Genomic DNA, 15679 nt, shown 5'->3' on the forward strand with positions numbered 1-15679 from the left:
ACGGTCGGCTCTACCGGAGCGTTCGTACGGGCCGACCGCCGGGGCGACGTGRTCCCTGACACGTAGAGCCGACCGTTGGTCGGCTGCTCTTCSCGCCCGCACCACGATCACCGATASATGCACCGCGCCCTGCGCGTTGCAGCCGACCAACGGTCGGCTCTACSGGAKCGTTCGTACGGGCCGACCGCCGGGGCGATGTGGTCCCTGWCACGTAGAGCCGACCGTTGGTCGGCTGCTCTTCGCGCCCGCACCACGATCACCGATASATGCACCGCGCCCTGCGCGTTSCAGCCGACCGACGGTCGGCGCTACCGGCGTTTTGTCTCGAATCGCTCTTCGAAGAACTCATCCAGCGTCTTCCACGCGCGCTTGGCAGCCCGTTCGTTGTACTGGCAACCCGGGGGGCTGTTGGCGTCCGCTTCAGCGAAGCAGTGCACGGCCCCGCTGTAGTTGGTGAACTCCCAATCAACCTTGGCCGCGTTCATTTCCTGCTCGAAGCTGGCGATATCGTCCTTGCTGACGCTCTTGTCGTCAGCCCCGTTGAGCACCAGCACCGAGGGATGCGTGCCACCGGCCTTGGCCGGCAGCGGCGAGCCGAGGCCGCCATGCAGGCTGACCACGCCCGCCAGCGGCGCCCCCGCCCGGGCCATTTCCAGCACGGTGGTGCCGCCGAAGCAGAACCCGACCGCGCCGATCCGGCTGGCATCCAGCGGCGCCTTGCCGACCTGTGCCTTCAGCACCTCGATCGCCTTCAGCGCCCGCGCGCGCAGCACCGGTCGGTCATTGCGCAGCTTGGTCGCCACCGGCCCGGCCTCGGCGTCGGTCTTCGGGCGTACACCCTTGCCGTACACATCGGCCACCAGCACCACGTAGTCATCGCCGGCCAGCTGTTTGGCCTTGGCGATGGCCGAGTCATTCACGCCCTTCCAGTTCGGCACCATCACCAGCCCCGGGCGCGTGTCGGTGTCGCTGTCGTCGTAAACCAGCACGCCGCTGAAGGTGGTGCCATCCTGCGTCCATTCCACGGGCTTGGCCTGCATCGCCGCCAGCGCGGGCAACGCCGTCATGCCCAACAGCACCGCCGCACCCCACCGCCATTGCTTGTTCATGCGTCTGCTCCCGACAGAAAGAACCCCGAGTGTATGCCGGCCACCTGACGACGCCGTGTAGAGCCGACCGTTGGTCGGCTGCCCTTCGCTCAGTGACCCTTTCGCCGCACCGGGCACGGAAATCGCTCCGCGCCTCGAAACGGATCGCAAAGCCCGCCCGTCAACGGCTCGACGTACGCGCCCCCGATCTGGCAGGCTGGCCGCCCCCCGCGTAAGGAATGCCCCGCATGACCCTGGTTGATCGCTTCCTCGCCGGCCTGCTACCGCGCCTGCCCCAAGAGGATGCGCCGATGTGGGCCTGGACCGAGGGCGCCAGCGGCACCGATCTGCAGCGCCTGCGCGAGCGCTGGCCGCAGGTGCCCGAGAGCCTGCTGGTGCTGCTCGGCCGGGTCGACGGCACCCATTTCCGCACCTACCCCAAGGGCGAGGTGGTGGTGCTGATGCTGGGCTCGGACGTCGGGGAGGGGCGTTACCCCTATTACCTGCGCTCGGCCGATCAGATCGTCGAAGACAGTGCGCAGTGGCAACGCTGGGGCGAGAGCATCCGCTCGATCTACGAAGAATGGCTCGAGGAGGACGCGGAGATACTGGGCGACGGCATCGATGCCGACCTGCCGATGGGCCAGCGCCTGTGCTTCTCGCACTGCATGAACAACGGCGGCACCTCGGTGCTGTACCTGGATTTCGATCCAGCCCCCGGCGGCACAGTCGGCCAGGTGGTGCGCTACCTGCACGACCCGGACAGCTACCGGGTGATCGCCCCGAACTTCGATGCGTACCTGCAGCAGCTCATCGACGGCGATTACGCCTTCATCGACGAAGACGGCTGACCGTCCCATCGCTGCCGATGGTGAAAGCCGCGCATACCCGCGTAGAGCCACGCCATGCGTGGCTGCTCTCGGCGCAGATCGCGCAGCCATGCATGGCGTGGCTCTGCCTGCAAGGGCAGCCGACCAACGGTCGGCTCTACGAAATCCCTATCCCCGGGATGGCGGTGATCGCCTCGGGATCGAACCCGGCCAGCGCGGCGAAATGCCGTCCACGGGCGACATAATCGCGGTACACGCCATAGCTCGGCGCGCCCGGCGACAGCAGCACCACCCCACCCTGCACGCCCAGGGCGGCGCGCGCCACCTGCATCGCCTCGCCGAGGTCGGCGGCGGCATGCAGGCCAAAACGGCCGGCATCGGCCAGCGGCTGCAGCAGTGCATGGATGCGTGGGCCATTGGCACCCATCGTGACGATCTCCAGCGGTGGCACGTCGTGTGCCATGTGCGCCACGAAATCGTGCCAGTCCAAGCCGCGGTCGTGTCCGCCCACCAGCAGCGCAATACGCCGCCCCGCGAAGCACTCCAGCGCCGCCAGGCTGGCATGCGGGGTGGTGCTGATCGAGTCGTTGACGAAGGTGATGCCATCGCACGTGCCGATGGTCTGCAAGCGGTTGGGCAACGGACGGAAGTCCTGCACCGCCGCTGCCAACGCCACCGCGTCCAGGCCCAGCGCCTCCAGCGCGGCCAGCACCGCGCACAGGTTGCCGCGGTTGTGGCGACCGGGCAGCGGCGTATGCGCGGTGTCGAACACCGCCTGCTCACCCCGGTGCACGACATCGCCGCGCATGTGCCAGCCCTGCGGCTGGTTGAACCAGACCACCTCGCTGCGTGGCAGCGACAGCGCCGCCAGGTGCGGATCGGCCGCATTGAGCACGGCTATGCGCGGCTCGCCTTCGGTGACCAGGCGCAATTTGTCTTCGATGTAGCGCGTTTCGCTGCCGTGCCAGTCCAGGTGTTCGGGGAACAGGTTCAGCACGATCGCCACCTGCGGGTGCGCGCCGCTGCGTCCCACTTCGCCGGTCTGGTAGCTGGACAGCTCCACCGCCCAGTAATCCGGGGCGGGCTGCGGATCCAGCACTTCCAGCAACGGCAGGCCGATGTTGCCGACCAGCGCGGTGCGCGCACCCGACGCACGCAGCAGGTGCGCCAGCAGCGCGGTGGTGGTGCTCTTGCCCTTGGTGCCGGTGACGCACACGGTGTCGCGCACGATGCCCTGCGCATCGGCGTGTTCGGCAAACCACAGCGCGGTGCCGCCGATGAACTGCGTGCCGTGCGCGACGGCATACAAGGCTGCCTCACCGTACGGGCTGATGCCCGGCGACTTGATCACCACCTCGAACGCCGCCAGGGCCTCACCGCTCACATCCGAACGCACCTGCAGCACATCGCCCGCGTCGGCGCGCGCGTCGGCGGCTTCAGCCTCCGGGCAGAACAGGGTCAGCGGCAGCGACGGCAGCCGCTGCTGCAGCACGCGCCATGCGGCGCGCCCTTCCCGTCCCCAGCCCCACAAGGCAACGCGCTTGCCCTCAAACTGCGAAATTCGCACGCAGGCGCTCCCAGATCGACGCCGGAATACGGTGCTCGCCTTCCAGCACCAGCAACGGTTCGATGTGCAGCTCGGTGGCATCCAGCTGCGGCTGGATCTGCGCCACGAAGCGCTTCACCAGCGCATCTTCGGCCCACTCCGGACGCGCGGCCAGGGTGGCCATCGCCGCACGCGATTCGCGGCCTTCGCCCACGCATTCGAACGGCTTGTGGTCCTGGAATTCCAGCAGCGCGTCGAAGCCGCCGGCCTGCTCGGGATCATCCAGCAGGTTGCGGCCGAAAATGGCCACCAGGCGCGGCTTGGGCATGAACGGAGCCAGCGCCAGGAACACGAAGTGGCACTTGGGGCAGACCCCGCACCAGCGGTTCACCGGGCGCTCGCCGAGAATGTGGAAGTTGCGGTTGCAGCTGGAAAAATGCGCGTCGTAGTAGTCGCTCCTGGCGAACTGGCGCGCCACCGCCAGCTCCGACAGCGGGCGCAGCAACGAGTAGTAATGCAGGTCGGCGGCGACGTGCTTTTCCAGGTGCTCGCCGAAGGCCTGCTCGAATGCCCAGCCCTTGGACCACTGGTGGTTCACCTCGCCCGTGCCGGGAATCTGGCTGCCGTAGCTGGCCGAGCGCTCGTTGGAGAACACCACCTGGTCCACGCCCTGCAGCAGCGCAGCCAGCACCATGATCGCCGAGTTCACCGCGGTGACCGGGATGTGCCCGTTCCAGGCGCCCTGGCGGTTCAACTCGAACAGCTCCGGGGCCAGCGCGCGGCCGATGTTGAGTGTCGGCAGCCCGGTGCGTTCGGCGCAGGCACGGATCAGCTGTGAACCGCCGATCCACGTCACCGTTTCGGCGATGCCCAATCCGCGCAGCGCTTCGATGCTGACCAGCGAGTCCTTGCCGCCGCCGATGGCGACCAGCGCGTGCTCGCGCAGGCCCACGGCCGGTGCCGCGAAGGCCTCGCCGTCGGCCGGCAGGCGGAAGCGCCCGCGCAGGTTCAGCCCGTTGCGGTAGGCGAACTCGCCCAGGCCGTTGAGGTAGATGTCCTCCACCAGCGCCGCGGTGGCTGCATCGATGGCGTAACCGTCGATGCGTACCTGATCGGGCACCCCGGCCTTGTAGTAGCTCACGCCCGCAATGAGGTGCAGCAGGCGCAGCGCGCGCTGCACGGCCTCGGCGCGGGCGCCGTCCAGCACGAAGGGCGCGCCGGGGATGGTCACCGTCTCGATCAGCTCGGGGCCGTCGTCGAAGGCGTAGACCAGGTGCGCCACGCCGGTATCCGCAGCGAAATCGCAGCGGACGAAGCGGAAAACGGCAACCTGGTGTTTATCGAAAGCAGTCATGGTGTATCCGGTTGAGAAGGCGGCAGGCAGCAGTCAAGGCACGTCATCGATGACGTCCTCGCGCGGCAGCTCGCGCTGGTTGTAGGTGTTGGCCATGACGTAGCCGTACGCACCGGCGTCGGCGATCAGCATCACATCGTCCGGCGCGGTGGACACCGGCAGCTTGCGGCGCTTGCCGAACACATCGCTGGACTCGCAGATCGGGCCGACCACGTCGAACACCGCCTCGGCGTACCCGCCCGACCGGCTCAGGTTCTCGATGTCGTGCCAGGCGTCGTACAGGGCTGGGCGCATCAGCGTGTTCATGCCCGCATCCAGGCCAACGCGACGCACGCCGTCCTTCTCGATCACCTGGGTGGCCGTGGCCAGCAGCACGCCCGATTCAGCCACCAGGTAGCGGCCCGGCTCGATCGCCAGGCGGAACGCCGGGTGCACGGCCTTGACCTCGGCCAGGCCGATCGCCCAGGCGTCCAGGTCGAAGGGCTCATCGTCGGCGCTGTAGGGAATGGGCAGGCCGCCACCGATGTCGATGGTTTCCACGCTGCCGATGCGGCGCGCGAAACCGGCCAGCTCATCGCACATCAGGCGCCAATGCTGCGCGGTTTCCACCCCGCTGCCCAGGTGCGCGTGCAGGCCGACCACGCGGGTACCCAGCTCGCCGGCCAGGCGCACGAACTCATCCACCCGCGCGATCGGCAGGCCGAACTTGGAGTCCTTGCCGCCAGTGCGCACCTTGGCGTGGTGGCCTTCGCCACGGCCCAGGTCCACGCGCAACCACAGCTCGCGGTTGCGGAACAGCTCCGGCCAACGCTGCAGCGCTTCGACATTGTCCACGGTGACGGTCACACCCAACGCGAAGGCCGCTTCGTACTCGGTACGCGGGGCGAAGCTGGGGGTGAACAGCACCCTGCGCGGTGACAGCGTCGGCAGCGTGTTGAACACGTGCTTGAGCTCGCCGTGCGACACGCACTCCAAACCGAAGCCTTCCTGCTCAAGCACCTCCAGGATGGCCGGGTGCGAGTTGGCCTTGATCGCGTAGTAACGCTGGTCGATGGCCTTGATCGCCATCAGCGCGCGTGCGCGGGCACGCACCGTGGGCAGGTGGTAGACATAGCGCGGCGTACCGGCCTGGGCCAGGGTCAGCAGGTGCTCGCGCTGGCCCCGCCACCAGGCGGTGTCGCGCGGACGCACGGTACCGGCGATCTCGCGCCAGCGCGGGCCGAACACCTCGCCTTCTTCGACCGGCATGGCACCGCTGTCGATCAGCTCGGCATGCAGGATCGGCAGCAGGCCGTCGGCGTCGGCTTCATCGATGACGAAGGTCAGGTTCAAGTCATTGGACGACTGCGAAATCATGTGCACGCGTTCGCGGCCGAACGTGGCCCACACATCCGACAGCTTGTGCAGCAGCGAACGCATGCCGCGTCCGACCAGGGTGATCGCCGCGCACGGCACGATGATCTTGACCTTGCAGATCTGCGACAGGTCGGCCGACAACGCGGCCAGCACGTCGGTGCTGACCAGGTTCTCGGACGGATCCAGCGACACAGTCACGTTGGTTTCGGCCGACCCGATCAGGTCCACCGACAGGCCGTGCTTCTTGAACAGCCCGAACACGTCGGCCAGGAAGCCGACCTGCTGCCACATGCCGATGCCTTCCATGGACACCAGCACGATGCCGTTGCGGCGGCTGATCGCCTTCACCCCCGGCACCAGCGCGGCACTGCCGTCGATGCTGGTGCCCGGCAGTTCCGGGCGCTCGGTATCCAGGATCGCCATCGGCACGCCGGCATCGCGGCACGGCTTGATCGAGCGCGGGTGCAGCACCTTGGCACCGGTGGTGGCGATTTCCTGCGCTTCGTAATAGTCCAGCCGGGTCAGCAGGCGCGCGTCGGGCACATCGCGCGGGTTGGCGCTGAACATGCCCGGCACGTCGGTCCAGATTTCCACGCGGCTGGCACCGAGCAGCGCACCGAAGTACGCCGCCGAGGTATCCGAGCCGCCGCGACCAAGAATGGCGGTGCCGCCATCGGCATGCCGCGAAATGAAGCCCTGGGTGATCAGCATGCGGGTCGGCTGGGCGCGGAAGCGCGCGGCCCACGCCGCGTCCGCACGCCACTGGCAGTTCACCGACAGACGCTGCGACCAGTCGCTCTGGTTGGGCTGCGGCGGCAGTGCATCAAGCCATTCACGCGCGTCCATCCAGCCAAAATCCAGGCCACTGGCGCGCAGGTAGGCCGCGCCCACCGTGGAGGACAGCAGTTCGCCCTGGCCCAGCACGTCGGCCTGCCAGTCCAGCGGGCGGGTGGCCGCGCGCGGATCGTCGAGCAGCCCGCTCAGGCCGGCCAGGCGCGCGTCGAGAGCGCCGGCATCCAGCCCCAGTTCCAGCAGGAACTCGCGGTGGCGCGTTACCAGCGCCTCCACGCGGGCACGGCTGTCGGCGGCACCGTCGGCGATGGCGGTCAGCTCGTTGGTCACCCCGGACAGCGCCGACACCACCACCAGCACCCGCGCGCTGGTCTCTTCCGCACGTTTTTTCGCCAGCTTCCCGATCGTGTCCCAGCGGTGACGACGCGACACGGAGGTGCCGCCGAACTTCAGTACGATCCAACGATCGACAAGGGGGGAAGCTGACATGGAAGTAAAGAGGGTTTCGTAGTGGGAGGGGGATTCGCCCGGCACACCGGCCGAACTCCCGATTCTATGCCAAGCCCGGCCCCGGCAGGGCCAGCGGGGCATCGGCGCGACCTCGGTGGGCACGTCCCCATCCCCGGGGATTGATAAGCTGCCCGACCGTTTTGCCGATCCTTGCCGCCATGAGCTCTCGCCGTTTCCTGCAGTTGGACGTGTTTTCCCCCCATCCCGGCGCCGGCAACCCGCTGGCCGTGGTGCTCGACGCCGAGGGCCTGGACGAGGCGGCAATGCAGGCCATCGCCCGCTGGACCCGCCTGCCGGAAACCACCTTCGTGTTCGCCCCCGAAGTGGCCGGGGCCAGCTACCGCATCCGTATGTTCAGCCCGCAGAAGGAAGTGCCGTTCGCCGGCCACCCCAGCGTGGGCACGGCGCATGCGGTGCTCGACGCCGGCCTGGCCGCGCCGGTGGACGGCCTGCTGGTGCAGGACGGCATCGCCGGGGCGCTGCCGCTGCGCGTGGACGGTGACGGCGCGGCCCGCACCATCGCCATCCGCACCCCGCGCGCCAGCGTCGCCGAGGTGACCGAGGCCACCGATCCGCGCCTGCAGGCCGCCCTGCAGGGCTGGGCGCTGGGCGCGCTGCCACCGGCGCGGATGGCCGGCGGGCGCAGCTGGTGGGTGGTGGAACTGCGCGATGAGGCCACCCTGCGCGCGCTCCGCCCGGACTGGGATGCCATTGCCGCGCTCGCCGAAAGCACCGACAGCATGGGCGTGTTCGCCTATGCGCGCAGCCAGGGCCAGGCCTGGGACCTGGCCGTGCGTGCGTTCGTCGGCAATGGCCGACGCTTCGAAGATGCCGCCTCCGGCGCGGCCAACGCGGTGCTGGCCGCCTGGCTGGACAGCCGCGACGCCCTGCCTGGCGGTGCGCGCGACTACGTGGTCAGCCAGGGCCGCGAGGTCGGCCACGATGCGCGGCTCAGCCTGCACATCGATGCCGCTGGCGATGTGTGGTCCGGCGGCCAGGTGCAGACGGTCATCCGCGGCACGCTGGACTGGTGATCAGCGCGCAGCGCTAACCGCGACGTGGCGCCTCAGTGCGTCGCGTCCTCGTACACCGGCCGCCCATCCACCCACGTCGACCGCACCTGCAGTTCGGCCAGTTGCGCCGGCGGCACCGTCAGCGGATCGCGATCCAGCACCACGAAGTCCGCACGCAGCCCCGGCTGCAGTCGCCCCACCTGGCCTTCGTCGTGGCCGGCCCACGCCGCATCGGCGGTGAAACCACGCAGCGCCTCGGCCGCGCTCAGGCGCTGGTCCGGCTGCCAGCCACCGGGCGGTTGCCCGGCGCGATCCTGCCGGGTCACCGCGGCATACAGCCCCAGCCGCGGGTCGACCTGTTCCACCGGGAAATCCGAGCCAAGTGCGATATGCGCCCCGGCGGCGAGCATCCGCCGCCACGCGTACGCGCCCAGAATGCGCTCGGGCCCGACCCGGTCCTGCGCCCAGCCCATGTCCGAGGTCGCATGGGTGGGCTGCATCGATGCGATCACGCCCAGTTCGGCAAAGCGCGGAATGTCCTGCAGCGCGACCACCTGCGCATGCTCGATCCGCCAGCGGTGATCGCGGTCGCTGCGCGGCCCCAGCACGCGCGCGTAGGTATCCAGCGCGATGCGGTTGCCCCGGTCGCCGATCGCATGGGTGGCCACCTGCACGCCACAGCCATCGGCCTTGCGCACGGCGGCCTCGAAGTCGTCCGGCGAGATCACCAGCAGCCCGCGGTTGTGCGGGTCATCGCTGTAGTCGGCCAGCAGCGCCGCGCCACGGCTGCCCAGCGCGCCGTCCATGAACAGCTTCACGCCCTGCATTGCCAGCCGCCCACCGGGATGCCGATACGCGCCCTGCGCGCACAGATCGGCCAGTGCCGCGCTGTTGCCATCGGCATAGGCATCGATGCGCAGCGGCAGCTGGCCGGCATCGGCGAAACGGCGCATCAGTGCCAGGTCCTCGCGCGATACGCCCATGTCATGCACCCCGGTCAGCCCCTGGCTGACTGCTTTGCGCAGTGCTCGGGTGAGCATCTGTTCGCGGGCGGCCTCGCTCGGTGCCGGGATCGCCGCGCGCACCAGCTCCATCGCGCCGTCGATGAATACTCCGCTGGGCTGCTCGCGCGCATCGCGGACGATGCGCCCGCCCGCCGGCTGCCAGCGCCCGGCCAGGGCGCGCTGCCCGGGCTGCTTCGCCAGCGCACGCAGGGCGGCGCTGTTGGCCCAGCCGGCATGTCCGTCGATGCGCCCGAGCCAGACCGGACGCTCCGGGAACGCCGCATCGAGGTCGGCCACGGTCGGGAAATCCGTCTGCGTCCACTGGTTCTGGTCCCAGCCGTTGCCCAGCAGCCAGCCGTCCCGGTTGTCGGCCGCGAAGCGCTGCAGCCGCGCGACGATCTCAGCCTTGCTGGTCGCGCCGGTCAGATCGGCCTGCATCAGCGTGCTGCCGAGGAACATCAGGTGGGCGTACGCATCGATCAGGCCCGGCACCACGGTCGCATCGCCCAGGTCGGTCAGCGCCGCCAGCGGGTACAGCGCAAGCAGCGCCTTGCGCTCGCCCACCGCCAGCACGCGGCCGCTGGCATCGTCCCAGGCCAGCGCGGTAGCGGCCGGTGCATCGGGCTCACCGGTGTGGAGGGTCGCGGCGGTCAGCAGCCGGACATCGGCCTGCGCCTGGGTCGCGCACAGACAGGACAACAGGACAGCCAGAACACGAACGCGCATACGATGCTCCCCGCAACGAAACAGGGGCGACTATGCCGCCCCTGCCGGGTTCACTCAATGCGCACTGCGGCACGCTCAGCTCGCCAGCTCGGCCTCCAGGCTGATCGGCACTGCGCTCAGTGCCTTGGACACCGGACAGTTCTGCTTGGCGTCGTCGGCAATCGCGCGGAACTGCGCCGCATCGATCTTCGGCACCACTGCCTTCACCTTCAGGGTGATCTGCGAAAGCTGCGGGCCGCCTTCCATGGACAGGTCGACCTTGGCTTCGGTATCCAGCGAGGTGGGCACGAAGCCGGCCTCGGTGAGCTTGGCCGACAGCGCCATGGTGAAGCAGCCGGCGTGTGCGGCGGCGATCAGTTCTTCGGGATTGGTGCCCTTCTCATCGCCGAAGCGGCTGCTGAAGGCATAGCGGGTTTTGTCCATCAGGCCGCTCTGTGGCGTGCTCAGTTGTCCCTTGCCTGTCTTGAGGTCACCTTCCCAGTGCGCGGTGGCATGACGCGAAATACCCATCGGTTTGTCTCCTGCGGATGAATGGCAGGGCCAGCATGGACGATGCGGCGTTAGCACCGCGTCGGGCCTGTGTGCCCGCCGTGACGACGCATGCCCCGAGCAGGCCCCGCCTTGCCCGCCGGAAGAAAAATAACCGCTGTTTTCAAGGGGTTTGCGCTGCATCCGGCGCAACGTCCTGGTGCCGCCGCGGTCCCTCCCGGGTGGTCGCGCCCCCTGTTTTCCGGGCATGTACTGATGCACTGCGGTAACCAACAGGCGGGAAATCGCGAATTTTTATGCGATTGCCTATTGGCGGCGCCGCATTGTTGCCCTACATTTCGCTTGCCGACCGGGTTCGGCGCGACCAAACAACCAACCGTTCACGGAACAGGAAACCATGGCAAAGACCGCTAAGAAGGCTGCCCCGAAGAAGGCAGTAAAGAAAGTCGCTACCAAGGCAGCCGCCAAGCCGGCCGCTCCCAAGCCGATCAAGGACGTACTGAGCAAGTCTGGTCTGGTTGCACACATCGTTGAAACGTCCGGCGTTGTCGCCAAGGACGTCCGCGCCGTGCTCGCCTCGCTGGAAGGCGCCGTCGCCGCTTCGGTGCACAAGAAGGGCGCTGGCAGCTTCACCCTGCCGGGCCTGCTGAAGATCACCACCGTCAGCGTCGCGGCCAAGCCGAAGCGCAAGGGCATCAACCCGTTCACCAAGGAAGAGCAGTGGTTCGCCGCCAAGCCGGCCTCCACCAAGCTGAAGGTGCGTCCGCTCAAGAAGCTCAAGGACGCTGCGCTGTAACAGGCGCGTTTCCTGCAGCACCGGACGGGACGGCCTTGGCCGTCCCGTTCTTTTTTGGTTCTTCTCCCGTCTGAGGGAGCGTCTTGTTGCAAGGGCCATCGCAGATTGGGCACGCCGCTGCTCGTGTGGACGGTCAGTGCCGGCGGTGTGTGGATAGGGGCTGTGGCTTCGGTTGGGTTTGTCGCGCGCGTGAGGGCCCCGTAGCGGCCGGYAGGCCCCTGGCGCAAATGTCCCCCGGCCGCGGGGCGGCCTCCTCCTTGATTTTGCCCAGGCGCCTGCCGGCCGCTACGGGGCTCGGCTTGCGGTAAGCAGGTAGAAGCCAGGCTTTTTTGGCGCTGGTCGGTGGTTGGGGCGCTGGGCCCCCATGCCCTTGGAGGCGAAATAAAGGAGGAGGCCGCCCCGCGGCCGGGGGACATTCGCCGGAAAGGGTATGGGGGCCCAGCGCCCCAACCACCGACCGCCACGCGGAAAATGATTCAAGGCGCGCTTCGTGCTTGCTCCATATGCAGGCGAAGAACCTTTTTTTGCGCTGCCGCGCAGGTAGCGAGACACAGCGTTGCCGGACGCGTCCGATCGCACAATCCGGCGCGCAAAGCCCGCTGCCACAGCCCTTTCCACGCATTGGCCTGCACCTGGAACGCACAAGGTGGAACACTGCGTGCGACCGCACCGGTCGTCGCCGGCGATGTGCCCGCCTATGGTGGGCCTGTCCCCCCAACGCCAGCCGCCATGACCAGCCCCTCCCAGCGTTACCGCATTACCGTTACCCCGATCGAGAAGGACGGGTTGCAGTGCAGCGGACGCTGCACGATCGAACTGGAACACCGCGCCCAGCAGGACTGGATGCGCCTGCTGGAAGTCGCGCGCCGGCAGAGCGGCCTCAGTGGTGATGAGCGTGCGGCGGCGATCGTGGCCATCCAGCTCCTGCACGACCTGGCCCAACGCCACGCGCAGGAACCGTCGCATCCACTGACCCGCCTGCAGCCGCAGCTGGGTGAAGTGCTCGGCGCGCTCCAGGACATCCAGCAAGCCCCCTGACGCGAGCGACCGCCCGCTACACTCTCCCCTTCTCCGGGGAGAGTCCGCCATGCGTCGTGCCGTGATCCTGTTGCCGCTCCTGCTGCTGGGTGGATGTTCGTGCCAGCGTCATGCCGGTGACGCCGGCAGCACCCAGGCAGATGCGACCACGCGCGCAGCCGCGCCTGCCGCGGCCGATGATGCACAGGCGGGCGCGGTAGTCGCGATGGCGCCGGCAATACTGAGCGCCGTGCCGCCCGACGCAGCCGACGAAAACACCGTCGTGCGCAATTACTTCAACGCGGTGATGCGCCGCGACCATGCCGCCGCCGAGGCCTTATGGAGCGGCGGCGCGGCAGGCAGGGACGACGCCGCCCTGCACGATCTCATGCAGCTGCCCGGCGTACGCGGCATCCGCCTGGAAAGCGATGTTCCCATCGCCCGCGATTCAGCGCAGCCCTCACGGCTGCGCGAGGTGCCGGTCACCCTCCGGGTCACCACCGCCGATCGGATCGTGCGCTACAAAGGCTGGTATCGGCTGCAGCCGCGCGCCGATGACAGCGGCTGGGAAATCCACGGCGCGTCACTGCAACCGGTGCTCGACTGAGCCTGCGGCAACGCCGTGCATGCCGCCATGCGCCGTCAAAGCTGGATTCAGCCGAAAGCGCTATCGTTGGCGTCTCTCTTCCCTGCCCGGCCTGACACCATGAACGTACGACCGCTGTTGTCCCGTCTTGCCGCCTGCACCGTACTGATTGCCGCCGCTGTGGGCGCACAGGCCGCACCGAGCGTGTCCGGCCGCCAGTTGTCCGTCGGCGCTCCCGACGTCCAGCAGTACCTGGACAGCAGCTTCCCGCGCACCCAGGACGCCCTCGGCGGCCTCATCGCGATGACCATGAGCCACCCGAAGCTGGCGCTGCCGCAGGGCAACCGTCTGGATCTGGGCTTCGACATCGCCATGGCCACCGCCGGCAGTGCGCCGGCCGCACTGGGCAAGGTCAAGCTGAGCAGCGGCCTGCGCTACGACGCGCAGACCCAGGGCTTCCATCTGGACCAGCCGACCGTGGATGACTTCACTCCGGCCAACAACGGTGGCCGGCTGGATTCGCGCACGCGCAGCCTGCTCAACGCCTGGCTGACCGACTACGCACGCCGCGAGCCGATCTACAAGATCGACCCGGCCGTGGCCGGCGTGCTCGGCGCGCTGCAGGTGCAGTCGGCCCAGGTCGAGAACGGCAAGCTGGTGGTTACCTTCAATCAGGATTTGGGCAAGCTGGTGCCGGCCGGGATGCTGGGCCGGTAAAGACCGCTCGTTGCTCGGCAAGCTCCAAACGTACGGCGGGTACCGATGGTTAATCGGTACCCGCACGGATCAACCCGCCAACGCCTTGGCGACCGCATCGGCAAACGCCGGAATGTCATCGGGCTTGCGGCTGGTGATCAGGTTGCCGTCCACCACCACCTCGGCATCGAGCCATTGCGCGCCGGCGTTGCCCAGGTCGGTCTTCAACGATGGCCACGAGGTCACCGCGCGGCCCTTGGCCAACCCCGATTCCACCAGCAACCACGGTCCGTGGCAGATCGCCGCGACCGGCTTGCCGGTGGCGCCAAAGTTCTTGATGAAGGCTACCGCCTGCGTATCGATGCGCAGCTTGTCCGGGTTGATCACCCCACCCGGCAGAACCAGCGCGTCATACGCCTCGGGTTTGGCACCGGCCAACGCCTGATCGACGGCGACACTCTCGCCCCAATCCTTGTCCTTCCAGCCGCGGATCTGCTTGGCGTCGCCCGGCGCGATCACCGTTACCGTGGCGCCCCAGGATTCCAGCAGGCGCTTGGGTTCCTGCAGCTCGGACTGTTCAAAACCATCGGTGGCCAGAACCGCCACCTGCTTGCCGTTGAGTGCGTGTGCCATGGAAAGCTCCGTTGAAAAGGAGCCTCCAGTCTGCGCAGTTGCGCATTGGGCAACAGTGACCGGCATGTGCACGCCATGTCGGTATCCACCGCGCTGCGCAGCGGGTACCGACCAAGGGCCGGTACGCCAGGGGTGCGATCAGCGCTTGGGCTGCAGCATCGTCCCGGTGCACTTCTTCGAACCGCAGCGGCATTCCCAGATCTTCTTCAGGCGCGCGGTGTGGCGCTCGGCCAGGGTGATGCCGTAGTTGTAGGTCAACTCGTCGCCCGGCTTGATGTCCTTGATCGCCTCGATGAACACCTTGTCCTCGCGGCGGTTGTCGCCCTCGGCCTCTTCGATCACCGCTTCGCAGTTCGGCTCGCAACTGTGGTTCAACCAGCGCGCATCGTTGCCCTTGTAGTTGGCATCGATGACGTAATCGTCGTTCAGGGTGAACAGGAAGGTGTGCCCGCTTTCCACGTCCCCGGTATCATCGGCATCCACGTCGGCGTGGCTGCGCAGCAGCCCCTTGTACTGGATGACCCGCTCGCCCTTCTTGATCGGCGCCAGCGCGAACACGCCATTGCCATGGATGGAGGACTTGCGGGCTTGGATCTTCTTGGGCATCTGGCTGGCCGTTGCGAGAGGTAGGCACCGATTCTCGCTTAATCTTTGTGATTGCCAAAGCGACGCGCGCGCCCGCCCCCGCGAGGCCCCGCCGCCACGCCCCTGAACGGGGTGGGTTGGATGCCCGCGGAGAAAAGCGTACAATTTCAGTCCGCTTTAAGGTTGTGCCCTCCCCATGCTCCGCGTCACCAAGCTCACCGATTACGCCACTGTCGTGCTGACCGTGCTCGCCGCCCGCCCGGGCGAGGTGCTCAGTGCCACCGAGTTGGCCGAGTTCGCCAGCCTCGAACCGCCCACCGTCAGCAAGCTGCTCAAGCCGCTGGCCCAGGCCGGGCTGGTCGAAGGCCTGCGTGGCGTGCGCGGCGGCTACCGCCTCACCCGCGCGGCCGACCAGATCACCCTGTTCGAGATCGTGGAAGCCATGGAGGGCCCGCTGGGCCTGACCGAGTGCGCCCACGAACACAGCCAGTGCGGACGTGAGATGCAGTGCGGCGCGCGCAGCAGCTGGCGGCTGATCAACGACGTGGTGTCCGAAGCACTGCGTGCGGTCAGCCTGGCGCAGATCCTGCCCCCTCTTCCCCTTGTTGACGCTCCCCGCCGCGTGATCGCGGCGGATGTCGTCTCCTGATCCACAGGC

The 15679-nt window shown here is 68.1% G+C and carries 15 protein-coding genes; 7 read left to right on the top strand and 8 right to left on the bottom strand.

The window, feature by feature from the left end:
- Positions 1-308: 308 nt before the first annotated feature.
- A complete protein-coding gene (locus AC1DR7_RS11260; protein WP_256777531.1) occupies positions 309-1109 on the bottom strand; it encodes a dienelactone hydrolase family protein in 801 nt (266 codons plus the stop codon).
- A gap of 227 nt (positions 1110-1336) precedes the next feature.
- Between AC1DR7_RS11260 and AC1DR7_RS11265 the strand changes: the two genes are divergently transcribed.
- Complete coding sequence (locus AC1DR7_RS11265; RefSeq protein ID WP_457319460.1) at positions 1337-1939, top strand: SMI1/KNR4 family protein; 603 nt, start codon at positions 1337-1339, stop codon at positions 1937-1939.
- Positions 1940-2075: 136 nt separating this feature from the next.
- Here the strand turns inward: AC1DR7_RS11265 and murD are convergent, their stop codons facing one another.
- The 3 genes from murD to AC1DR7_RS11280 are packed head-to-tail and all read right to left on the bottom strand — an operon-like array spanning position 2076 to position 7455.
- Positions 2076-3485, bottom strand: a complete 1410-nt coding sequence (gene murD / locus AC1DR7_RS11270) for a UDP-N-acetylmuramoyl-L-alanine--D-glutamate ligase (RefSeq protein ID WP_457319461.1) — start codon at positions 3483-3485, stop codon at positions 2076-2078.
- Positions 3466-4818 carry a UDP-N-acetyl-alpha-D-muramoyl-L-alanyl-L-glutamate epimerase gene (gene murL / locus AC1DR7_RS11275; RefSeq protein ID WP_457319462.1) on the bottom strand — a complete coding sequence of 451 codons (1353 nt, stop codon included), beginning with the start codon at positions 4816-4818 and terminating at the stop codon, positions 3466-3468. The genes murD and murL overlap by 20 nt, the downstream gene beginning before the upstream one ends.
- Positions 4819-4851: 33 nt before the next feature.
- On the bottom strand, positions 4852-7455 hold the full coding sequence (locus AC1DR7_RS11280; protein ID WP_457319463.1) for a bifunctional aspartate kinase/diaminopimelate decarboxylase: 2604 nt from the start codon (positions 7453-7455) through the stop codon (positions 4852-4854).
- A gap of 179 nt (positions 7456-7634) precedes the next feature.
- On the opposite strand from AC1DR7_RS11280, the gene AC1DR7_RS11285 reads away from it, so the two are divergent.
- Positions 7635-8510, top strand: coding sequence for a PhzF family phenazine biosynthesis protein (locus AC1DR7_RS11285; RefSeq protein WP_478050921.1), 876 nt, complete (start codon positions 7635-7637; stop codon positions 8508-8510).
- 32 nt (positions 8511-8542) lie between these two features.
- Here the strand turns inward: AC1DR7_RS11285 and AC1DR7_RS11290 are convergent, their stop codons facing one another.
- Both AC1DR7_RS11290 and AC1DR7_RS11295 read right to left on the bottom strand, forming a co-directional pair.
- On the bottom strand, positions 8543-10219 hold the full coding sequence (locus tag AC1DR7_RS11290) for an amidohydrolase (protein ID WP_457320961.1): 1677 nt from the start codon (positions 10217-10219) through the stop codon (positions 8543-8545).
- A 75-nt stretch (positions 10220-10294) separates the two neighbouring features.
- Entirely contained in the window at positions 10295-10729 is a 435-nt protein-coding gene (locus tag AC1DR7_RS11295; RefSeq protein WP_312238668.1) for an OsmC family protein, read from the bottom strand.
- Positions 10730-11105: 376 nt separating this feature from the next.
- Between AC1DR7_RS11295 and AC1DR7_RS11300 the strand changes: the two genes are divergently transcribed.
- The 4 genes from AC1DR7_RS11300 (at position 11106) to AC1DR7_RS11315 (ending at position 13824) form a co-directional block, all read left to right on the top strand.
- On the top strand, positions 11106-11504 hold the full coding sequence (locus AC1DR7_RS11300) for an HU family DNA-binding protein (RefSeq protein WP_038689886.1): 399 nt from the start codon (positions 11106-11108) through the stop codon (positions 11502-11504).
- 729 nt (positions 11505-12233) lie between these two features.
- Positions 12234-12542: a DUF3861 family protein gene (locus tag AC1DR7_RS11305; RefSeq protein ID WP_457319245.1), complete on the top strand. Its 309-nt coding sequence runs from the start codon at positions 12234-12236 to the stop codon at positions 12540-12542.
- A 49-nt stretch (positions 12543-12591) separates the two neighbouring features.
- Positions 12592-13128 carry a hypothetical protein gene (locus tag AC1DR7_RS11310; protein WP_256777472.1) on the top strand — a complete coding sequence of 179 codons (537 nt, stop codon included), beginning with the start codon at positions 12592-12594 and terminating at the stop codon, positions 13126-13128.
- 99 nt (positions 13129-13227) lie between these two features.
- A complete protein-coding gene (locus tag AC1DR7_RS11315; RefSeq protein WP_256777473.1) occupies positions 13228-13824 on the top strand; it encodes a DUF1439 domain-containing protein in 597 nt (198 codons plus the stop codon).
- Positions 13825-13893: 69 nt separating this feature from the next.
- Here the strand turns inward: AC1DR7_RS11315 and AC1DR7_RS11320 are convergent, their stop codons facing one another.
- Together AC1DR7_RS11320 and AC1DR7_RS11325 are read right to left on the bottom strand one after the other, a co-directional pair.
- Positions 13894-14436: a type 1 glutamine amidotransferase domain-containing protein gene (locus tag AC1DR7_RS11320; protein ID WP_457319247.1), complete on the bottom strand. Its 543-nt coding sequence runs from the start codon at positions 14434-14436 to the stop codon at positions 13894-13896.
- 138 nt (positions 14437-14574) lie between these two features.
- Positions 14575-15042, bottom strand: a complete 468-nt coding sequence (locus AC1DR7_RS11325) for an SET domain-containing protein (RefSeq protein WP_256777475.1) — start codon at positions 15040-15042, stop codon at positions 14575-14577.
- Positions 15043-15217: 175 nt separating this feature from the next.
- Here AC1DR7_RS11325 and AC1DR7_RS11330 point away from each other — a divergent pair, with 175 nt between their 5' ends.
- On the top strand, positions 15218-15670 hold the full coding sequence (locus AC1DR7_RS11330; protein ID WP_256777476.1) for an SUF system Fe-S cluster assembly regulator: 453 nt from the start codon (positions 15218-15220) through the stop codon (positions 15668-15670).
- Positions 15671-15679 lie beyond the last annotated feature (9 nt).

It is taken from the genome of Stenotrophomonas sp. P5_A9 (assembly GCF_056400525.1).